At 71.5% G+C, this 14,387-nt stretch carries 16 protein-coding genes; 9 read left to right on the plus strand and 7 right to left on the minus strand.

Going from position 1 to position 14,387, the window contains the following annotated elements:
• The first annotated feature begins 100 nt into the window (after window positions 1-100).
• The 3 genes from ACGFZP_RS35055 to ACGFZP_RS35065 all read left to right on the plus strand — a co-directional run bounded on the left by ACGFZP_RS35055 (window position 101) and on the right by ACGFZP_RS35065 (window position 2,314).
• Entirely contained in the window at window positions 101-865 is a 765-nt protein-coding gene (locus tag ACGFZP_RS35055) for an SDR family NAD(P)-dependent oxidoreductase (RefSeq protein ID WP_392940679.1), read from the plus strand.
• 124 nt (window positions 866-989) lie between these two features.
• A complete protein-coding gene (locus ACGFZP_RS35060; RefSeq protein WP_392940680.1) occupies window positions 990-1,598 on the plus strand; it encodes a TetR/AcrR family transcriptional regulator in 609 nt (202 codons plus the stop codon).
• 119 nt (window positions 1,599-1,717) lie between these two features.
• Window positions 1,718-2,314, plus strand: coding sequence for a dihydrofolate reductase family protein (locus ACGFZP_RS35065; RefSeq protein ID WP_392940681.1), 597 nt, complete (start codon window positions 1,718-1,720; stop codon window positions 2,312-2,314).
• 68 nt (window positions 2,315-2,382) lie between these two features.
• On the opposite strand, the gene ACGFZP_RS35070 is transcribed toward ACGFZP_RS35065, so the two are convergent.
• Window positions 2,383-2,952: a TIGR03086 family metal-binding protein gene (locus ACGFZP_RS35070; RefSeq protein WP_392940682.1), complete on the minus strand. Its 570-nt coding sequence runs from the start codon at window positions 2,950-2,952 to the stop codon at window positions 2,383-2,385.
• Window positions 2,953-3,071: 119 nt separating this feature from the next.
• Between ACGFZP_RS35070 and ACGFZP_RS35075 the strand changes: the two genes are divergently transcribed.
• Together ACGFZP_RS35075 and ACGFZP_RS35080 are read left to right on the plus strand one after the other, a co-directional pair.
• Window positions 3,072-3,866 carry a DUF6597 domain-containing transcriptional factor gene (locus tag ACGFZP_RS35075; RefSeq protein ID WP_392940684.1) on the plus strand — a complete coding sequence of 265 codons (795 nt, stop codon included), beginning with the start codon at window positions 3,072-3,074 and terminating at the stop codon, window positions 3,864-3,866.
• A 243-nt stretch (window positions 3,867-4,109) separates the two neighbouring features.
• Window positions 4,110-5,264: an alpha/beta hydrolase gene (locus ACGFZP_RS35080; RefSeq protein ID WP_392940686.1), complete on the plus strand. Its 1,155-nt coding sequence runs from the start codon at window positions 4,110-4,112 to the stop codon at window positions 5,262-5,264.
• 34 nt (window positions 5,265-5,298) lie between these two features.
• On the opposite strand, the gene ACGFZP_RS35085 is transcribed toward ACGFZP_RS35080, so the two are convergent.
• The 4 genes from ACGFZP_RS35085 to ACGFZP_RS35100 form a co-directional block, all read right to left on the minus strand.
• A complete protein-coding gene (locus ACGFZP_RS35085; protein ID WP_392940687.1) occupies window positions 5,299-5,706 on the minus strand; it encodes a hypothetical protein in 408 nt (135 codons plus the stop codon).
• A gap of 116 nt (window positions 5,707-5,822) precedes the next feature.
• Complete coding sequence (locus ACGFZP_RS35090) at window positions 5,823-6,614, minus strand: ABC transporter permease (protein ID WP_392940689.1); 792 nt, start codon at window positions 6,612-6,614, stop codon at window positions 5,823-5,825.
• Complete coding sequence (locus tag ACGFZP_RS35095) at window positions 6,611-7,576, minus strand: ATP-binding cassette domain-containing protein (protein ID WP_392940691.1); 966 nt, start codon at window positions 7,574-7,576, stop codon at window positions 6,611-6,613. The genes ACGFZP_RS35090 and ACGFZP_RS35095 overlap by 4 nt, the downstream gene beginning before the upstream one ends.
• Window positions 7,577-7,607: 31 nt before the next feature.
• Window positions 7,608-8,273 (minus strand): DUF4097 family beta strand repeat-containing protein, encoded by a 666-nt coding sequence (locus ACGFZP_RS35100; RefSeq protein WP_392940693.1) that lies wholly within the window; start codon window positions 8,271-8,273, stop codon window positions 7,608-7,610.
• A gap of 221 nt (window positions 8,274-8,494) precedes the next feature.
• Here ACGFZP_RS35100 and ACGFZP_RS35105 point away from each other — a divergent pair, with 221 nt between their 5' ends.
• From ACGFZP_RS35105 to ACGFZP_RS35120, 4 genes are all read left to right on the plus strand, one after another.
• A complete protein-coding gene (locus ACGFZP_RS35105; protein ID WP_392940695.1) occupies window positions 8,495-9,247 on the plus strand; it encodes a helix-turn-helix domain-containing protein in 753 nt (250 codons plus the stop codon).
• 247 nt (window positions 9,248-9,494) lie between these two features.
• Window positions 9,495-10,202: a M24 family metallopeptidase gene (locus ACGFZP_RS35110; RefSeq protein WP_392940697.1), complete on the plus strand. Its 708-nt coding sequence runs from the start codon at window positions 9,495-9,497 to the stop codon at window positions 10,200-10,202.
• A gap of 176 nt (window positions 10,203-10,378) precedes the next feature.
• Window positions 10,379-11,098, plus strand: a complete 720-nt coding sequence (locus ACGFZP_RS35115) for a hypothetical protein (protein ID WP_392940699.1) — start codon at window positions 10,379-10,381, stop codon at window positions 11,096-11,098.
• A gap of 1,053 nt (window positions 11,099-12,151) precedes the next feature.
• Window positions 12,152-12,736, plus strand: a complete 585-nt coding sequence (locus ACGFZP_RS35120) for a DinB family protein (RefSeq protein ID WP_392940701.1) — start codon at window positions 12,152-12,154, stop codon at window positions 12,734-12,736.
• 30 nt (window positions 12,737-12,766) lie between these two features.
• On the opposite strand, the gene ACGFZP_RS35125 is transcribed toward ACGFZP_RS35120, so the two are convergent.
• Together ACGFZP_RS35125 and ACGFZP_RS35130 are read right to left on the minus strand one after the other, a co-directional pair.
• Window positions 12,767-13,495, minus strand: a complete 729-nt coding sequence (locus ACGFZP_RS35125; protein ID WP_392940703.1) for an HAD family hydrolase — start codon at window positions 13,493-13,495, stop codon at window positions 12,767-12,769.
• 91 nt (window positions 13,496-13,586) lie between these two features.
• The gene (locus ACGFZP_RS35130) at window positions 13,587-14,129 is read right to left on the minus strand and encodes a hypothetical protein (RefSeq protein WP_392940705.1); all 543 of its coding nucleotides are present in this window, start codon (window positions 14,127-14,129) and stop codon (window positions 13,587-13,589) included.
• Between the last annotated feature and the right edge of the window lie 258 nt (window positions 14,130-14,387).

The raw sequence follows: 14,387 nt of genomic DNA on the forward strand, positions 1-14,387 counted from the left end.
CTCCTCGGGTTTCGGGTCCGGGTCCGCCCTTGCCAATTTATTCAGACGGACTGTATGACTGAATCAGTGAACCACAGTCGGACCGAAGGAGCGATGGCATATGGGAGTCCAGTACCCCGACCTGGCCGGCACGGTCGTAGTGATCACCGGAGGCAGCCGAGGAATCGGCGCGGAGACCGCCCGGTCGTTCGCCCGGCAGGGTGCGGCGGTCGCCGTCCTCGGTCGGGACGGCGAGGCCCTGGCCGCCGTCGCCGCGGAGCTGCACGCGCTCGGCGCGGAGGCGCTCGGCCTGGTCGCCGACTGCACCGACGCCGCCGCGCTCGCCCGGGCCGCCGCCCGGATCGAGGAGGATCTCGGACCGGTCGGCGTCCTCGCGGCCTTCGCCGGGGGAGACGGCTACCCGGTGCCGACCGTCCGGGAGACCGAGGAGCACTGGCGGGCCGTGCTGGACGCCAACCTCAACGCCACCTTCCTGACCGTCCAGGCCTTTCTGCCGGGCCTGCTGAAGCGCGGTGCGGGCTCGGTGGTCACGATGGCCTCGACGGCGGGTCGGCTGCCCAGCGGCTCCTCCGCCGCGTACGCCGCCGCCAAGGCGGGGGTGCTGATGTACACCCGCCACCTCGCCCTGGAGCTGGCGGGCGCGGGCGTCCGGGTCAACGCCATCGCGCCGGGCGCGGTCCGCACCGAGCGGACGGCCGCCGTGATGTCGCCCGAGATCCAGGCCGCGGTCGCCGCCGCGCACCCGCTCGGCCGGCTCGGCGAACCGGAGGACATCGCGTCGGCCACGCTGTTCCTGGCCTCCGGCGCGTCCTCCTGGATCACCGGCCAGACGCTGGACGTCAGCGGCGGGCGGGTCATCGTCTGACGCCCTGCGGCCCCTGTGCTCGCCGATCCCCCGCAGCCGCTCGCGGGGGATCGGCGATACTGCCTGTTCACGAGGTGTCCACGGCCGCGCCCGCGGCCGGGGCGAGCATGTGGAGGCGAGCGCGATGAGCCCCCGGGCCTACCGGATGGGACAGCGGCAGTCGGATGTGGACGAGACGCGTGCGCGGATCGTCCGGGCCGCGCGAGAGCAGTTGACCGAGGCGGGCACCCTCTCGCTGGACGCGGTGGCCCGGCGGGCCGATGTCGCCCGGGCGACCGTCTACTACCAGTTCGGCTCGAAGCCGGTCCTGCTGGAGGCGGTCTGCGACGCACTCGCCGCCGAGGGCGGCCTGGCGCGGCTCCCCGAGGCGTTCACCCTCGCCGACCCCTGGGCGGCGGTGGACCGCTTCGTCGAGATCATGGGCGGCTTCTGGGCGGTGGACCGCGCCTGCACCCGCCGGCTGCGCGCGCTGGCCGCACTGGACGAGGAGGTGGGCCGGGTCGTCGGCGAGCGCGACGCCCGCCGCCGCGAGGGCGCGCGGGTGCTGGTCGGCCGGCTCGACGGCGTGCCGCAGGACGCGGCGGCGCTGCTGTTCGTCCTCACCGGCTTCGAGGCCTTCGACGCGCTGGCGGGCGAGGCGGTCGGGCCGGGCGGGGATCTGCGGGCCGCCGTCCCGGCCGCGACGCGGCTGGTGCGGCGCGCGCTGGGGGCGCCCGCGGAGGCGGCGGGCTGAGGGGCGGGCGGCGGGTGTGGCCCAGGTCACAGAAGATGTTCGGTGTGGAGCGATGAGTCCAGGGCGTCAGACCGGTCCAACATCATGTAAGCCCACAGCGAGAACCAAGGAGCGCCACCATGCGCATCGTTATCAGTGAGTTCATCAGCCTCGACGGTGTCGTGCAGGCGCCCGGCGGTCCCCAGGAGGACGTCGACGGCGGCTTCGCCCACGGCGGCTGGTCGCACCCGTTCTTCGACCCGGAGGTGATGGGCGCCGCCATCGGCGAGGCGGCGGGCCGGGCGGAGGCGCTGCTGTTCGGCCGCCGCACCTGGCAGACCATGGCCGCGGCGTGGCCCGAGCGCGCCGGCGACCCGTTCGCCGACCAGATGAACGCCTTCCGGAAGTACGTGGTGACCGGGACACTCGGCGACGACGACATGACCTGGAACAACACCGTCCGGATCCCCGGTGAGGACGCCCTCGCCCGGATCCGGGAGCTGCGCGCGACCGAGGGCGGCGACCTCTCGGTCATGGGGAGCCCCACCCTGGTCCGCACCCTGCTGTCCGAGGGCCTGTTCGACGAGCTCCGGCTGATGATCATGCCGGTGATCCTCGGCGGCGGAAAGCGGATCTTCCCGGAGGACGGGGTGCTGCGCACGCTGGAGCTGGTCTCCACCGTCACCGCCAAGACGGGCGTGCACGTGACCACCTACCGGCCCGCCGGCCAGGCGTAGGCCCCGGGGGTGTTTGCAAAGTCGCGCCGGACCGGACGGGACTTTGCAAACACCCCCGGCCCCGCCGGTCAGCCGCCCGCCGGGGCCCAGCGCGGGTCGCGGCCGGAGGCGGCCAGCGCGTGCTCGAAGAGCGGGGCGGCGGCGGGTACCGGTACCGGGTCGGCGAAGCCGTCGTACTGGCGGAACATCTCCGCGTACTCCTCGACCAGTTCGAGGACCACCCGGGCGAGCTCGTCCGTGACCTCGACCGGCCGACCGGTGGCCGCGGCGACGTCCCAGCCGTGCACCAGCAGTTCGGCGATCAGCATCCGGGCGATCGCCGTCGCGGGCATGGCCGCCCCGCCGCCCAGGTCGATCTCCCCCTCCCAGGCCTGCGGATCGGCCCAGGCCGCCACGGCCCGGTCCAGCTGCTTCGCGTAGCCCTCGGCCCAGGCCGGGTCGGCGGTGAAGTCGCGTTCCGTCAGCTCCTGCGGCAGCTGCTCCCGGCGGGCCCGGTGCTCAAGCCCGTGGGAGGTGTAGAGCACCCAGTGGTTGACCAGGGCGCGGGTGTCGAAGTCCGCGCAGGGGGTGGGCCCGTCCAGCTGCTCCGCGCGGACGCCGTGGGCGATGCGGGCGGCCTCGGCCGCTGCCTGAGCCATGAGGGGGTGGAGTGCGTGACCGTTCATGGGTCGATCCTGGGCCCGTCGCCGGGGCGGGGTCTTGAACAAACACGACGGCCCGGAAGGACTTTGCAAAGAGAGGCCCTAGCCTGGTGGGTATGACAGACCTCGGGCGCGGGGTGCTCCACCCCGACCGGGCGGCAGCCGTGATCAGCCTGGACCGGCACGAGCCCGCCCCGGAGCTGGCGCGGGTCGTCGAGTTCTACTGGATGGTGGGCTGGGACCGCCGGGGCCTGCCCGCCTATGAGCAGCAGGTGCTCTCCCACCCCAACGTCCACCTGGTCTTCGAGGCGCCGGCGGCCCGCGTCTACGGGGTCGACCGGTCGCTGTTCGTGCGCCGGTTGGAGGGGGCGGGCCGGGCGCTGGGGGTCAAGTTCCGCCCGGGCGGCTTCCGCGCGTTCACCGACCGCCCGGTGGCCGCTCTCGCCGACCGGTCGGTACCCGCGGCCGGGATCTTCGGACCCGAGGCGGACCGGTTGAACGCGGCGGTGCTGGAGGGCGTCGAGGGCCTCGCCGCGCTGGCCGCCCGGGTCGACGCCTTCCTCCTCGACCGCCTGCCCGCGCCCGATCCGGCGGCGGAGCAGGCCGCCGCGATGGTGGAGCGCATCACCGGGTCCGCCGACCTGCGCCGGGTGGACCAGGTGGCCGGGGAGTTCGGCATCACCGTGCGCCGGCTGCAGCGGCTGTTCGCCGAGTACGTCGGCGCCCCGCCCAAGTGGGTCCTGCGCCGGGCCCGGCTGCACGAGGCCGCCCGCCGCGCCGACCAGGGCGCGGACGTCGACTGGGCGGCGCTCGCCGTGGAGCTCGGCTACGCCGACCAGGCGCATTTCACCCGGGACTTCACGGCGGCGGTGGGGACTTCACCGGCCCGCTACGCCGGGGGCGGCCTTTAGGTACCGCACGGGCCGCTGCCGGCGCGCAATTACAGGGCGCTCCTGTTCCGTGACGAACCATCATGGAGTTCACGGCCGCCGGGTGGGCTCCCAGCCCTCTCCCAGGAACGGGCAACCGAACGGCTGTTCCCGGCCGTCCACCATGGTGTCGGGCATTCGGGCCCGGGCGGCACAGGAGCTGGGTACCGGTACGCGATGAATCTGACAGGCACGCCCTTCCTCGTTCTCACGATTGTTCTGTTCGTGGCCTCCATCGCGCTCGCAATGGCGCAGTGGGGCGGCGACTGGGCCTTTCTCGGGCGGGTGGCGGCAGCAAGTCGGCGGAGCGGCCCGCTGCGGATCCTGTCCTGCCTCGGGACGGTCCTGCTCTGCCAGTTCACCGCCGTGGCCATGGTCTTCGTCCTGGTCAACAACGAGAACCAGCTCTACGACAGCTGGGGCGACCTGCTGGGCACCTCCAACCACGTCCGGGCCGTCCCCGTGCCGCCGAAGGACGAGGGCCTCGCCGGGGACCGCGCAGCCGCCCCGGCGCCCGGTGCGGCCACGCCCGGCGCCCCGACCGCCCCGGCGGCCACCGCCCCGCCCAAGACGGCACAGTCCTTCCACGCCCCGGACTCGGACGCCGTGCCCAGGAGCGTGAAGCAGGCCGACCTCAAGGGCCGGCTCTCCGGCGTCGACGGCGAGGTCCTGGTCTGGACGCCCCCGCAGTACGACGACCCCGCGTACAAGGACCGGACCTTCCCGGTCGTCGAGCTGCTGGCCGGCTACCCCGGTGCCTCCAGCGCCTGGTTCGGCGACACCATGGACGCGATCGGCCAGCTCGAACCGCTGATGAAGTCCGGCCAGGTCACCCCGTTCATCCTGGTCGCGCCCCGGGTCACCCTGCTCGGCAAGACCGACACCGGCTGCGCCGACGTCCCGGGCCGGGTCAACGCCGACACCTGGTTCTCGCGGGACGTCCCGCAGATGGTCGTGGACAACTTCCGGGCCGACACCACCCCGGACCGCTGGGCTCTGGCCGGCTACTCGGCGGGCGCCCACTGCGCCTCCCGCCTCGCCCTCGCCCACCCCAACCGCTACCGCGCGGGGATCAGCATGTCCGGCTACAACGACCCGGCGGGCGAGCCCTCCTCGCTGACCGCCAAGGACCACCAGCTGCGGGAGACCTCCAACCCGCTCTACCTGCTCACCCACGCCCCGACCCCGCCGAACGTCTCGCTCTACGTGACCGGCAAGCGGGGCGACGGCCTGGAGGACGCGACCGCGCTCCAGCAGGCGGCGAAGAGCCCGACCACCGTCACCCCGGTCGAGACCACCGGCCCGCACCTGACCTCGACGTGGAAGCCGCTGGTCGTCCCGGCCTTCAAGTGGCTGACGGGGATCATCGCGTTCCGCTAGCGCCGGTGGTTCCGACGGTCTCGCCGAGTGGGGGTCAGCCGCCGCTCGCGGGCCGCACGGCGGCTCCCACCGTCCGCGGCCGGGGGACGAGGGAGGACACCAGCACGGGGTCGCCGGGGCGGAAGCGCACCAGGCACCGCGGGCAGTGGAAGACCTGCGTCCGCTGCCCCGATCCCGCCCGGACGACCGCCCTTGCGGTGAGGGCGCCGACGGCCAGCCCCCCGGCGAGCAGCAGCGCCCCGAGCCCGGGCCGTCCCGTGGTCAGCCACGCCCACCCGTACGCGATGAGCACCGCCGAGGCGGCCAGCCGAAGCGGGCGGGCCGTGCGCCTGACGGGTCGGCGGTTCTCCTCGAAGCCCGCCAGCCGCGCGGACTCCTCGCACCGCGGGCAGGCCGCCCCGGGCGGTGTGGCGTGGTCGGTGTTCCCGGCGGTCGGCTCCATGCCGCACACGCTAGCGTGCCGCAAACGCGAACGGGCGGCGCACTCCGGCGCATTGCCGGTGTGCGCCGCCCTGGGCGGTGCGGGGGCGCGGGAGGTTTCCCGCGTCGTCATGGCGGTTACTTCGGGTCGCGGTTGAACGTCGAGGTCGACCAGCGGTACCCGAGCGCGGCCAGGCCCAGGCACCAGGCGACGGCGAGCCAGCCGTTGTGGCCGATCTCCGTGCCGAGCAGCAGGCCGCGCAGGGTCTCGATGGCGGGCGTGAACGGCTGGTACTCGGCGACCGGCTGGAACCAGCCCGGCATGGAGTGGATCGGGGTGAAGGCGCTGGACAGCAGCGGCAGCAGGATCAGCGGCATCGCGGTGTTGCTGGCGGCCTCGGCGTTCGGGCTGATCAGGCCCATTCCGACCGCGATCCAGGTCAGCGCGGTGGCGAACAGGACGAGCAGTCCGAACGCCGCCAGCCACTCCAGCGCGGTGGCGTCCGTCGAGCGGAAGCCGATGGCCACCGCGACGGCGCCCACCAGGACCACGCTGGCGACCGACTGCAGCACGCTGCCGACGACGTGCCCGATCAGCACCGAGGGGCGGTGGATCGCCATCGTGCGGAAGCGGGCGATGATGCCCTCGCTCATGTCGGTGGAGACGGACACCGCGGTTCCGACGACGGTGCTGCCGATGGTCATCAGCAGTAGACCCGGGACGACGTAGGCGATGTAGGCGGAGCGGTCCGCGGCGCCGCCGCCGATGCCCGCGCTCATCGTGTCTCCGAAGATGTAGACGAAGAGCAGCAGCAGCATGATCGGGGTGAGCAGCAGGTTCAGGGTGAGGGAGGGGTAGCGCCGGGCGTGCAGGAGGTTGCGGCGCAGCATGGTGTTCGAGTCGCGCAGGGCGAGGGAGAGGTTGCTCATCGGACGGTCTCCTTGGACTGGTTCGGCACGGTGGCGGCGTCGGTGGTGTCGGTGAGGGCGAAGAAGACGTCGTCGAGGTCGGGGGTGTGGACGGTCAGCTCGTTCGCCTCGATGCCGGCCGAGTCCAACCGGTCGAGGATGGCGCGCAGTTCGCGCTGGCTGCCGTCGCTGGGGATCTGCAGGGACAGGGCCTCGTCGTTGCGGGTGGTCTCGCGCAGGGCGGTGGCGGCGGCCTGGTAGGCGGCCGGGTCGGTGAAGCGCAGGCGGACGTGGCCGCCGGGGACGAGGCGCTTGAGCTCCTCGGCGGTGCCCTGGGCGGCGATCCGGCCGTCGTTGAGGACGGCGATGCGGTCGGCGAGTTCGTCGGCCTCGTCCAGGTACTGGGTGGTGAGGAAGACGGTGGTGCCGCCGGAGACCAGCTCGCGGATGATCCCCCACATGGTGTGGCGTGAGCGCGGGTCGAGGCCGGTGGTCGGCTCGTCGAGGAAGATGATCCGCGGGTTGCCGACCAGGGTCATGGCGATGTCCAGGCGGCGCTTCATGCCGCCGGAGTAGCTTGCGGCGGGCTTCTTCGCGGCGTCCACCAGGTCGAAGCGCTCCAGGAGTTCGGCGGCGGTGCGCCGGCCCTCGCTGCGGGAGAGGTGGTGCAGGTCCGCCATCAGGAGCATGTTCTCCTCGCCGGTGATCAGGCCGTCGACGGCGGAGAACTGGCCGGTGACGCCGATCGCCGCGCGCACCGCCTGCGGGTCGGTGGCCAGGTTGTGGCCGCCGACGCGCAGTTCTCCGGCGTCGGCGGAGACGAGGGTGGAGAGGATCTTGACGGCGGTGGTCTTGCCGGCGCCGTTCGGGCCGAGCAGGGAGAAGATCGTGCCGGCCGGCACCGCAAGGTCGATGCCGTCGAGGACGACCTTGTCACCGTAGGACTTGCGCAACCCGTTCGCCGCGATGGCCAGGTCGGTCATGAGAGGTGCTCCTTCTGGGGCTGCGGGGTGATCAGAGGCTGCGGGCGGTGACGTTGCCGTAGGAGGTGGTCGCGCGGATGGCCAGCTCGGGGGTGCCGTCGGTGTTGCGGAGGGCGTTGTGGATCCGGCCGTAGGCGGTGCCGGCGTCCAGGGAGGCGGAGCTGCCGCGGGCGGCGCCGACGGCGATCTCGCCGTACTCGGTGCGCAGTTCGACCGCGCCGCGGACGGCCTCGGTGATCCGGATGTCGCCCTTCTGGGTGCTGATCTGTGCGGGGCCGCCGAGGCGGCCGACCGCGACGTCGCCGGCGAGGACGGTGAGGCGGGCGCTCGCGGCCTCGTCGAGCTTGACGGTGCTCTGTGCGGCCTCGAAGGCGACGTCGCCGAGCCGTCCGACGCCGCGGAGTTCGGCGCTGGCGGCCTTCGCCTCGACGCGGGAGCCGGCGGGCAGCTGGACGGTGACCTCGACGGATCCGGAGGCGCCGAAGTACTGGTTGGTCGTCGCGGCCTCGATCCGCAGGACGCCGTCGCGGTACTCGACCGTGGTCTGCTCGGCGGCCTTCACGTCGCGGCCCTTGGCGGCGTTCGCGGGCAGGACCTCGACCACGGTGTCGGCGCGGTCGGCGGCGATGAAGCGGATGCGCCCGGCGGGGATGTCGAGGACGGTGGCGATCGGGGTGGGGGTGGCGAACTTCTGCATCGTGCTCTCCTGCGACTCGTTGTTTCGAACGAGGGAAAAGCTACGTTGCTTTCCAAGTACGTGCAATAAGCTCGTTGCTCTGAAGATGCATCTCCCCAGCTCAGAGGTGCAATATCGTTGCGGTGGGACTGAATCAAATGCAACGACACTCATCGTTGCGTTGCAATGAAGTGATAGTGAACGCTATGCTGGAGACACCACGGACCACGAAGGAGACCGCGATGCCGGGAGGCAGACTCACCCAGCAGGAACGCCAGCAGATCGCGCTGGGTCTGGCCGACGGCCTGGCCTACGCGGAGATCGCAAGACGCCTGGACCGCCCGACCTCGACCGTCACGCGCGAGGTCATGCGCAACGGCGGCCCCACCGCCTACCGCGCCGACCTGGCCCACCGCGCCACCGAGCGCCGCACCCACCGGCGCAGGCCGACCGCGTCCCGGGGGGCGGAGGCGTCCCCGCAGGCCCACGGGCGCGACGCCGAGGCCGTGCGCGAGTTCGAGGAGACGTTCACGACCGTCCTCATAGCGTCGGGGATGCCCAAGATGATGGCCCGGGTGATGGCCTGTCTGACCCTCACCGACGCGGGCAGCCTCACCGCGTCGGAACTGGCCCAGCACCTCCAGGTCAGTCCGGCGTCCATCTCCAAGGCGATCACGTTCCTCGACGAGCAGGGACTCGTCCGCCGGGAGCGTGACGAGCGCCGCCGCGAGCGCTACGCCGTCGACGACGACGTCTGGTACCAGTCGATGATGGCCAGCGCCCGCTCCACCGCCCAGATCGTCGGGATCGCACGGGAGGGTGTCGGCGTCCTCGGCAACGCCACCCCGGCCGGCACCCGCCTGGAGAACATCGCCCGCTTCCTCGACTTCGTCACCGAGAGCATCACCCGCGCCGCGGAGCAGGCCCGCGAGATCCTCCACACGAAGGCCGAAGCGCCCTCGGGCGCTGCGGAGCCGGGTTCGGATCGCGGATAGGCGGTCGTTCCTGCGGCCGTTCCGGCGTTCTCCGGGCGGCGGGCAGGCGGACGGGGTCGTGCCGCGTTGGGCGCGGCGCGACCCGTCCGGTTCGCGGATGCGTGCGGGTTCGGCCGTAAGGCACCGCAGGTGTGAGGTGGATTGCGATCATGGGGTGGAGGGGGGTGGGGCCGGGGTCTGAGCGTGACCCGGCCGCACTCCACCGCGCTGGTGGCAGCACCATCACATGCGAAAGAGGTCATCCGACATGGCAGTTGAGACATCCCAGGCGCGTGAGATCGAGCGGGCCGAGGGGCTGGTGGCGGCGCAGGAGAAGGCGATCGCCCTGTTCGCCGAGGTGGAGGCCCGCGGCCTGGTCGCCCCGGGCGTGGGGGAGCGGGAGGCCAGCGACCGGATCCGCGACCTGGCCAACGAGATGTTCGGCACCACCAAGCACTGGCACAAGCGCATCGTCCGCTCCGGGCCGAACACCCTCGCGCCCTACCAGGAGAACCCGCCGGACCGGGTCATCGGTGCGGATGACATCGCCTTCGCCGACTTCGGGCCCATCTTCGAGGAGTACGAGGCCGACTTCGGGCGGACGTACGTCTTCGGTGGGGATCCGGAGAAGCTCCGGCTCCAGCGGGACCTCCCGCGCATCTTCGACGCCGGGCGGGCGTTCTTCGCCGCACACCCGGACATCACCGGCGCGCAGCTGTACGCGGAGGTCGAACGCCTTGCCACCGAGGCCGGTTGGACGATCGGCATCTGGCACGCGGGCCACCTCGTCGGGGAGTTCCCCCATGAGACCAATGACGGCGCCAAGTCCGAGTCGTACATCAATCCGGAGAACCACAACCCGCTGCGCCGGACGGACCGGAAGGGCGCGGTCTGCCACTGGATCCTGGAGCTGCACCTGGTGGAGAGCGAGCGCGGCTTCGGCGGCTTCTACGAGCAGCTGCTGGATCTCGGGTGACGGCTGGTCCTCGCGGCGCGGCCCTCGTTCACTGGGCGAGGGCCGCGCCGAGGCACTCTGGTACCCCTGGATCGACTCTGACACCATCTCAGCCGAGATGATCAGACAAGCAGGCCGACAGGTCATCTCAGCTGCGTCAACGTACTCGTAGAGCGTCGAGAAGATCTGAGGCTGGAATGAAGACCTTACGGAACCGCATCCCGCATCTGTTTGCGGCCGTGCTCCTGCTGCTGGGCGTGATGACCGCCGCAGGTTCGCAGGCACAGGCAGCCCCGCAGCGGCTCACCGGCAGCGCCACCGTCTGCTCCAACTCCCCCATCCCGGCCGGGTGGGTCATCACCTGGTCGTACAGCAGCAACAGCTGTCCCGGCACCGGCGTCGCCTACAACATCACCGACTCGGCCGGGCAGACCAGCATCGGTGTGTGTTCGATGAGCCCGATTCCGCCGGGCTGGGTGATCACCTGGTCGTACAGCACCAATAACTGTCGGGGTACGGGGGTCGGTTACACGATCAACAACACTGCCAACGCCACCAGCATGGGCGTGTGTTCGATGAGCCCGATTCCGCCGGGGTGGGTGATCACGTGGTCGTACAGCACCAACAGCTGTGTGGGTACGGGGGTCGGTTACACGATCAACAACACTGCGAACGCCACCAGCATGGGCGTGTGTTCGATGACGCCGATTCCGCCGGGGTGGGTGATCACCTGGTCGTACAGCACCAACAGCTGCGTGGGTACCGGGGTGGGTTACACGATCAACAACACCGCCAACCTCACCAGCGCCGACGTGTGCTCCTTCTCGCCCATCCCCACCGGGTGGGTTGTCACGAGGTCGTACAGCACCAACAGCTGCGTCGGCAGCGGCTACGCCTACTCGATCCGCAAGGCCTGACCTTCCACCGTCGGCTCGGCCGGGTTCCCGTGAAGCATGCCCGGGGCCCTGGCCTTGACCTGATGGACGGGTGTTGCGCGGCCCTCGCTCACCGAGCGAGGGCCGCGCTCGTCGGGGGCAGCGGAGTGGGGAGTCGGCGGGTCCGACTTCCCACTCCCCCCCCGGCGCGGTGCCGTGGCCCACCCCCCGGCGGGCCACCCCCCTGACCACGTGGCGGCCCGGGTGCGCCCCCCCCCCCAGCCCCCCCCGCGGGCGGGGGGGGCGGGGGGGGGGGGGGGGGGGGGGGGGGGGGGGGGGGGGGGGCCCCCCCCCCCCCCCCCCCGCCGCGGGCTCGGTCCTGTGCCACACCGCCGGGCGGCTCACCTCCTTGCACAGGTGCAGGCCGGTGTCCGCGCCCGCGCAGACGCCGACGTGCGCCCCGTAGGCGTCGCCGGTGGCGTTTAACAGGAACAGGTCCAACGGGCGCGGGGTGGTCACCCGCAGGGTGGCGTCCCGGTCCTCCCACAGGTCGCTGGAGCGCGGCGGGGGGACGGCGCAACCGAAGTGGGCGAGCATCGCATAGGCGTAGAGCCGGCAGTTCGCCCCGGCCGCGAGACCGGGCCGCTCGGCGACGGCCGGTGGGCCGGGGTCGGGCTCCGACGTGCGGGACGTCCCACAGCGACTCGGGGAGGGCGAACGCCGGCGGCGACGACGAGGCAGGGGGCACGGCGCACCAGCCTGGTGCCGTGACCGGATGGGTTCACCGAGGTCTCGTAGCCTGCGGGTGCACGAGTCACCGTTGCTCCCCGGTTTCGGTTGGTCGCAGGGCTGAACGACCTCGTTTGCATGGTCGTAATCAACTTGCTGCCAGCCCCGGCGGGCGGGCATGGGCTGGATCACGCTTGAACTACGCACCTTGAAAGGTGACGCCGCGTCGGGCGAGCGGGCGGCGTTTCGCGAGCTTCTTGTAGCAGGTCAGGGCGGCGGCCATGGCCAGGCCTCGGCTCTGCCAGTCGATGCGGGCGAGGTACGGGATCTTGAGACCGCGAGCGGCCCATGGCAGGCTCGTGCCGCATGATCGACGAATTCGCGAAGGACAACCTGCACAGGAGACTGCGGCGGGACCGCGAGGCACTGCTCTGGAAACTCGACGGCTTGTCCGAATACGACGCCCGCCGACCTCTGACAGCGACCGGGACCAACCTCCTCGGCCTGGTCAAACACGTGGCCAGCGTCGAGGCCAGGTACTTCGGCGAGGTCTTCGACCGCCCTTCCCCGGAGCCGCTGCCCCGGTGGCAGGACTCCGACGGCAGTGATCTGTGGGCGACCGAGGACGAGACCCGCGATCAGATCATCGGGTTCTACCGGCGCACGTGGGAACACTCGGACGCGACGATCAACGAGCTTCCCCTCGACGCCCCCGGCCACGTGCCGTGGTGGCCGGAGCCTTCTCCCAACACGAACCTGTTCGCCATCATGGTCCATGTCCTCGGCGAGTCCATCCGGCATGCCGGGCACGCCGATGTCCTGCGCGAGGGCCTCGACGGCCGGACCGGGGTGCGCGCCGAACACGAGAAGCAGATCGACGAGGAAGCCCGTGCGGCCTACTGCGCGAAGATCGAGCAGGCCGCCAGGTCGGCGGCATCAATCAAGGCGTAGAGGTGTCCCACGTTTGGGCGATCGAGGGCGTCATACAGCACGATCTGGTTCGCGGAACAGTTGGGGATCCGCAGCACGCGGTGCCCGCGGGACGTCCCGGCTCCCCCTGGACACATGCGCGCCGAATACAGAGGTATCGAGATCCTTGAGGGACTCCAGCACCAGAGTGGCAATCGCAAAGCGTGGATCGCAGCGATCAGCGGCCTCGGGAACGGCGACGACCGTCATCTGGGCTGACACGCCAGCGAGGACGCCGGTGAGCGAGTCCTCGATCACAATGCATTCGTCGGGTGACGCGCCGAGGGCGGCGGCTGCGCGGAGATAGGCGCCCGGGTGGGGCTTGCCGTGTTCGTCGTCCTCGGCCGAGAACACGGCATCGAAAGATCGGTCAAGGCCGGTGCTCGCGAGCGCATGCCGAATCACCGACTCCGGCGAAGACGACACGACGGCCATCGCCCTCGATGCACGCGCGCACGCCGCGACGGCGTGTTCGGCGCCGGGTTTCAGCGCCACTCCCTCCAGCCTGCGGCACACGGCGGCCACGATCTGCTGCTCGACGTCGTCGGGGTCGGCTTGAATGGTGGCCCGATCGAACCAGTAGGCCACCATGTCCCTTTGCCGCAGCCCGCGCGTCGCCGCCTGCATCTCCGTTGTGAGGTGCAGGCCAAGCGGACCGAACACCTCACGCTTTGCCGCGTCCCAAATCGGCTCGGAGTCGATCAAAAGGCCGTCTAGGTCGAATAGGACAATCGGTCGCATCGGTTGCTCTTTCGTTGGCAATCACGCGAGGACGAGACGATTCGCTGCCCCGCCGTGCATGAGCAGATGGTGCTGTGGTCGATGACGATACTCATGAGTCGCCGGCTGGCCCGGCGGCGAGCGTGAACCGTCCCGGGGTGGGCTCGTCGACCCGGCCCCGGTCGGCCAGCCGCTTCATCTTCGACCGAACTCCTTCCACACTCGCCGGAACCGGCTCCAGTCCGAGTGCGGCAGTGGTCTCCTGACAGGACATCACTGGCGTCCCGCCGGATGCTTGTTCGGCGAGCGTGGCGAGGATGCGCTGGTAGTGGGGAGGGAGCACGTCCATGGAAAGCGCGGGACGCCACACCGGGACGATCGAGCCCGATCGCGCGGCCCTCGGTAGGGGAACCTCGGCGGGCGCATTCGTCGCGGGCTCCGGCCCGGAAGGCTCACCGGCTCCCGGGTCAGCTTCACCTGCCTGTCCGGGCCGCGGCCCGGACAGAACCTCGCCAACGCGCTGCCGGGCGATCAGCCACTCGTGCCAGGCCGTCTCCGCTTCGGCGAGCTCAGCGGGTACCCGGTCCGCCACCTCCCGAAGCTCCTCCACGCGCTCACGCGCGGCCAGCTCCCGCTCCTCCAGGAGACCCACCACCGGACGCCATCCCGGCACCTCCACCAACGAGACAACCCAACGGCGTGAGCATGCCTCGCCATGCCGGCATCATCTCTGAACTGCGGAAACCCGCTGATCAAGTTCTGTACGACAACGGCTTCTGATGGCTGGTGTTTGCGGCGCGGGGGGCGGCCGCGGGGGGGGGGGGCCGCCGCGCGGCGGCCGGCCCGGTGGTCTGATAGCGGGCCTGCACCAGCAGGAACACCATCGCCGGCGCCACCGGGCCAAGCAGGCCGG

It is taken from the genome of Kitasatospora sp. NPDC048239 (assembly GCF_043202015.1).
Taxonomy (GTDB): domain Bacteria; phylum Actinomycetota; class Actinomycetes; order Streptomycetales; family Streptomycetaceae; genus Kitasatospora.

Coding starts and splice junctions, on each gene's coding strand:
- ACGFZP_RS35075 (WP_392940684.1), top strand. CDS start 3,072: ATGACAGACCTCGGGCGCGGGGTGCTCCACCCCGACCGGGCGGCAGCC.
- ACGFZP_RS35090 (WP_392940689.1), bottom strand. CDS start 6,614: ATGAGCAACCTCTCCCTCGCCCTGCGCGACTCGAACACCATGCTGCGC.
- ACGFZP_RS35110 (WP_392940697.1), top strand. CDS start 9,495: ATGGCAGTTGAGACATCCCAGGCGCGTGAGATCGAGCGGGCCGAGGGG.
- ACGFZP_RS35095 (WP_392940691.1), bottom strand. CDS start 7,576: ATGACCGACCTGGCCATCGCGGCGAACGGGTTGCGCAAGTCCTACGGT.
- ACGFZP_RS35115 (WP_392940699.1), top strand. CDS start 10,379: ATGAAGACCTTACGGAACCGCATCCCGCATCTGTTTGCGGCCGTGCTC.
- ACGFZP_RS35120 (WP_392940701.1), top strand. CDS start 12,152: ATGATCGACGAATTCGCGAAGGACAACCTGCACAGGAGACTGCGGCGG.
- ACGFZP_RS35070 (WP_392940682.1), bottom strand. CDS start 2,952: ATGGCTCAGGCAGCGGCCGAGGCCGCCCGCATCGCCCACGGCGTCCGC.
- ACGFZP_RS35125 (WP_392940703.1), bottom strand. CDS start 13,495: ATGCGACCGATTGTCCTATTCGACCTAGACGGCCTTTTGATCGACTCC.
- ACGFZP_RS35055 (WP_392940679.1), top strand. CDS start 101: ATGGGAGTCCAGTACCCCGACCTGGCCGGCACGGTCGTAGTGATCACC.
- ACGFZP_RS35065 (WP_392940681.1), top strand. CDS start 1,718: ATGCGCATCGTTATCAGTGAGTTCATCAGCCTCGACGGTGTCGTGCAG.
- ACGFZP_RS35105 (WP_392940695.1), top strand. CDS start 8,495: ATGCCGGGAGGCAGACTCACCCAGCAGGAACGCCAGCAGATCGCGCTG.
- ACGFZP_RS35085 (WP_392940687.1), bottom strand. CDS start 5,706: ATGGAGCCGACCGCCGGGAACACCGACCACGCCACACCGCCCGGGGCG.
- ACGFZP_RS35100 (WP_392940693.1), bottom strand. CDS start 8,273: ATGCAGAAGTTCGCCACCCCCACCCCGATCGCCACCGTCCTCGACATC.
- ACGFZP_RS35060 (WP_392940680.1), top strand. CDS start 990: ATGAGCCCCCGGGCCTACCGGATGGGACAGCGGCAGTCGGATGTGGAC.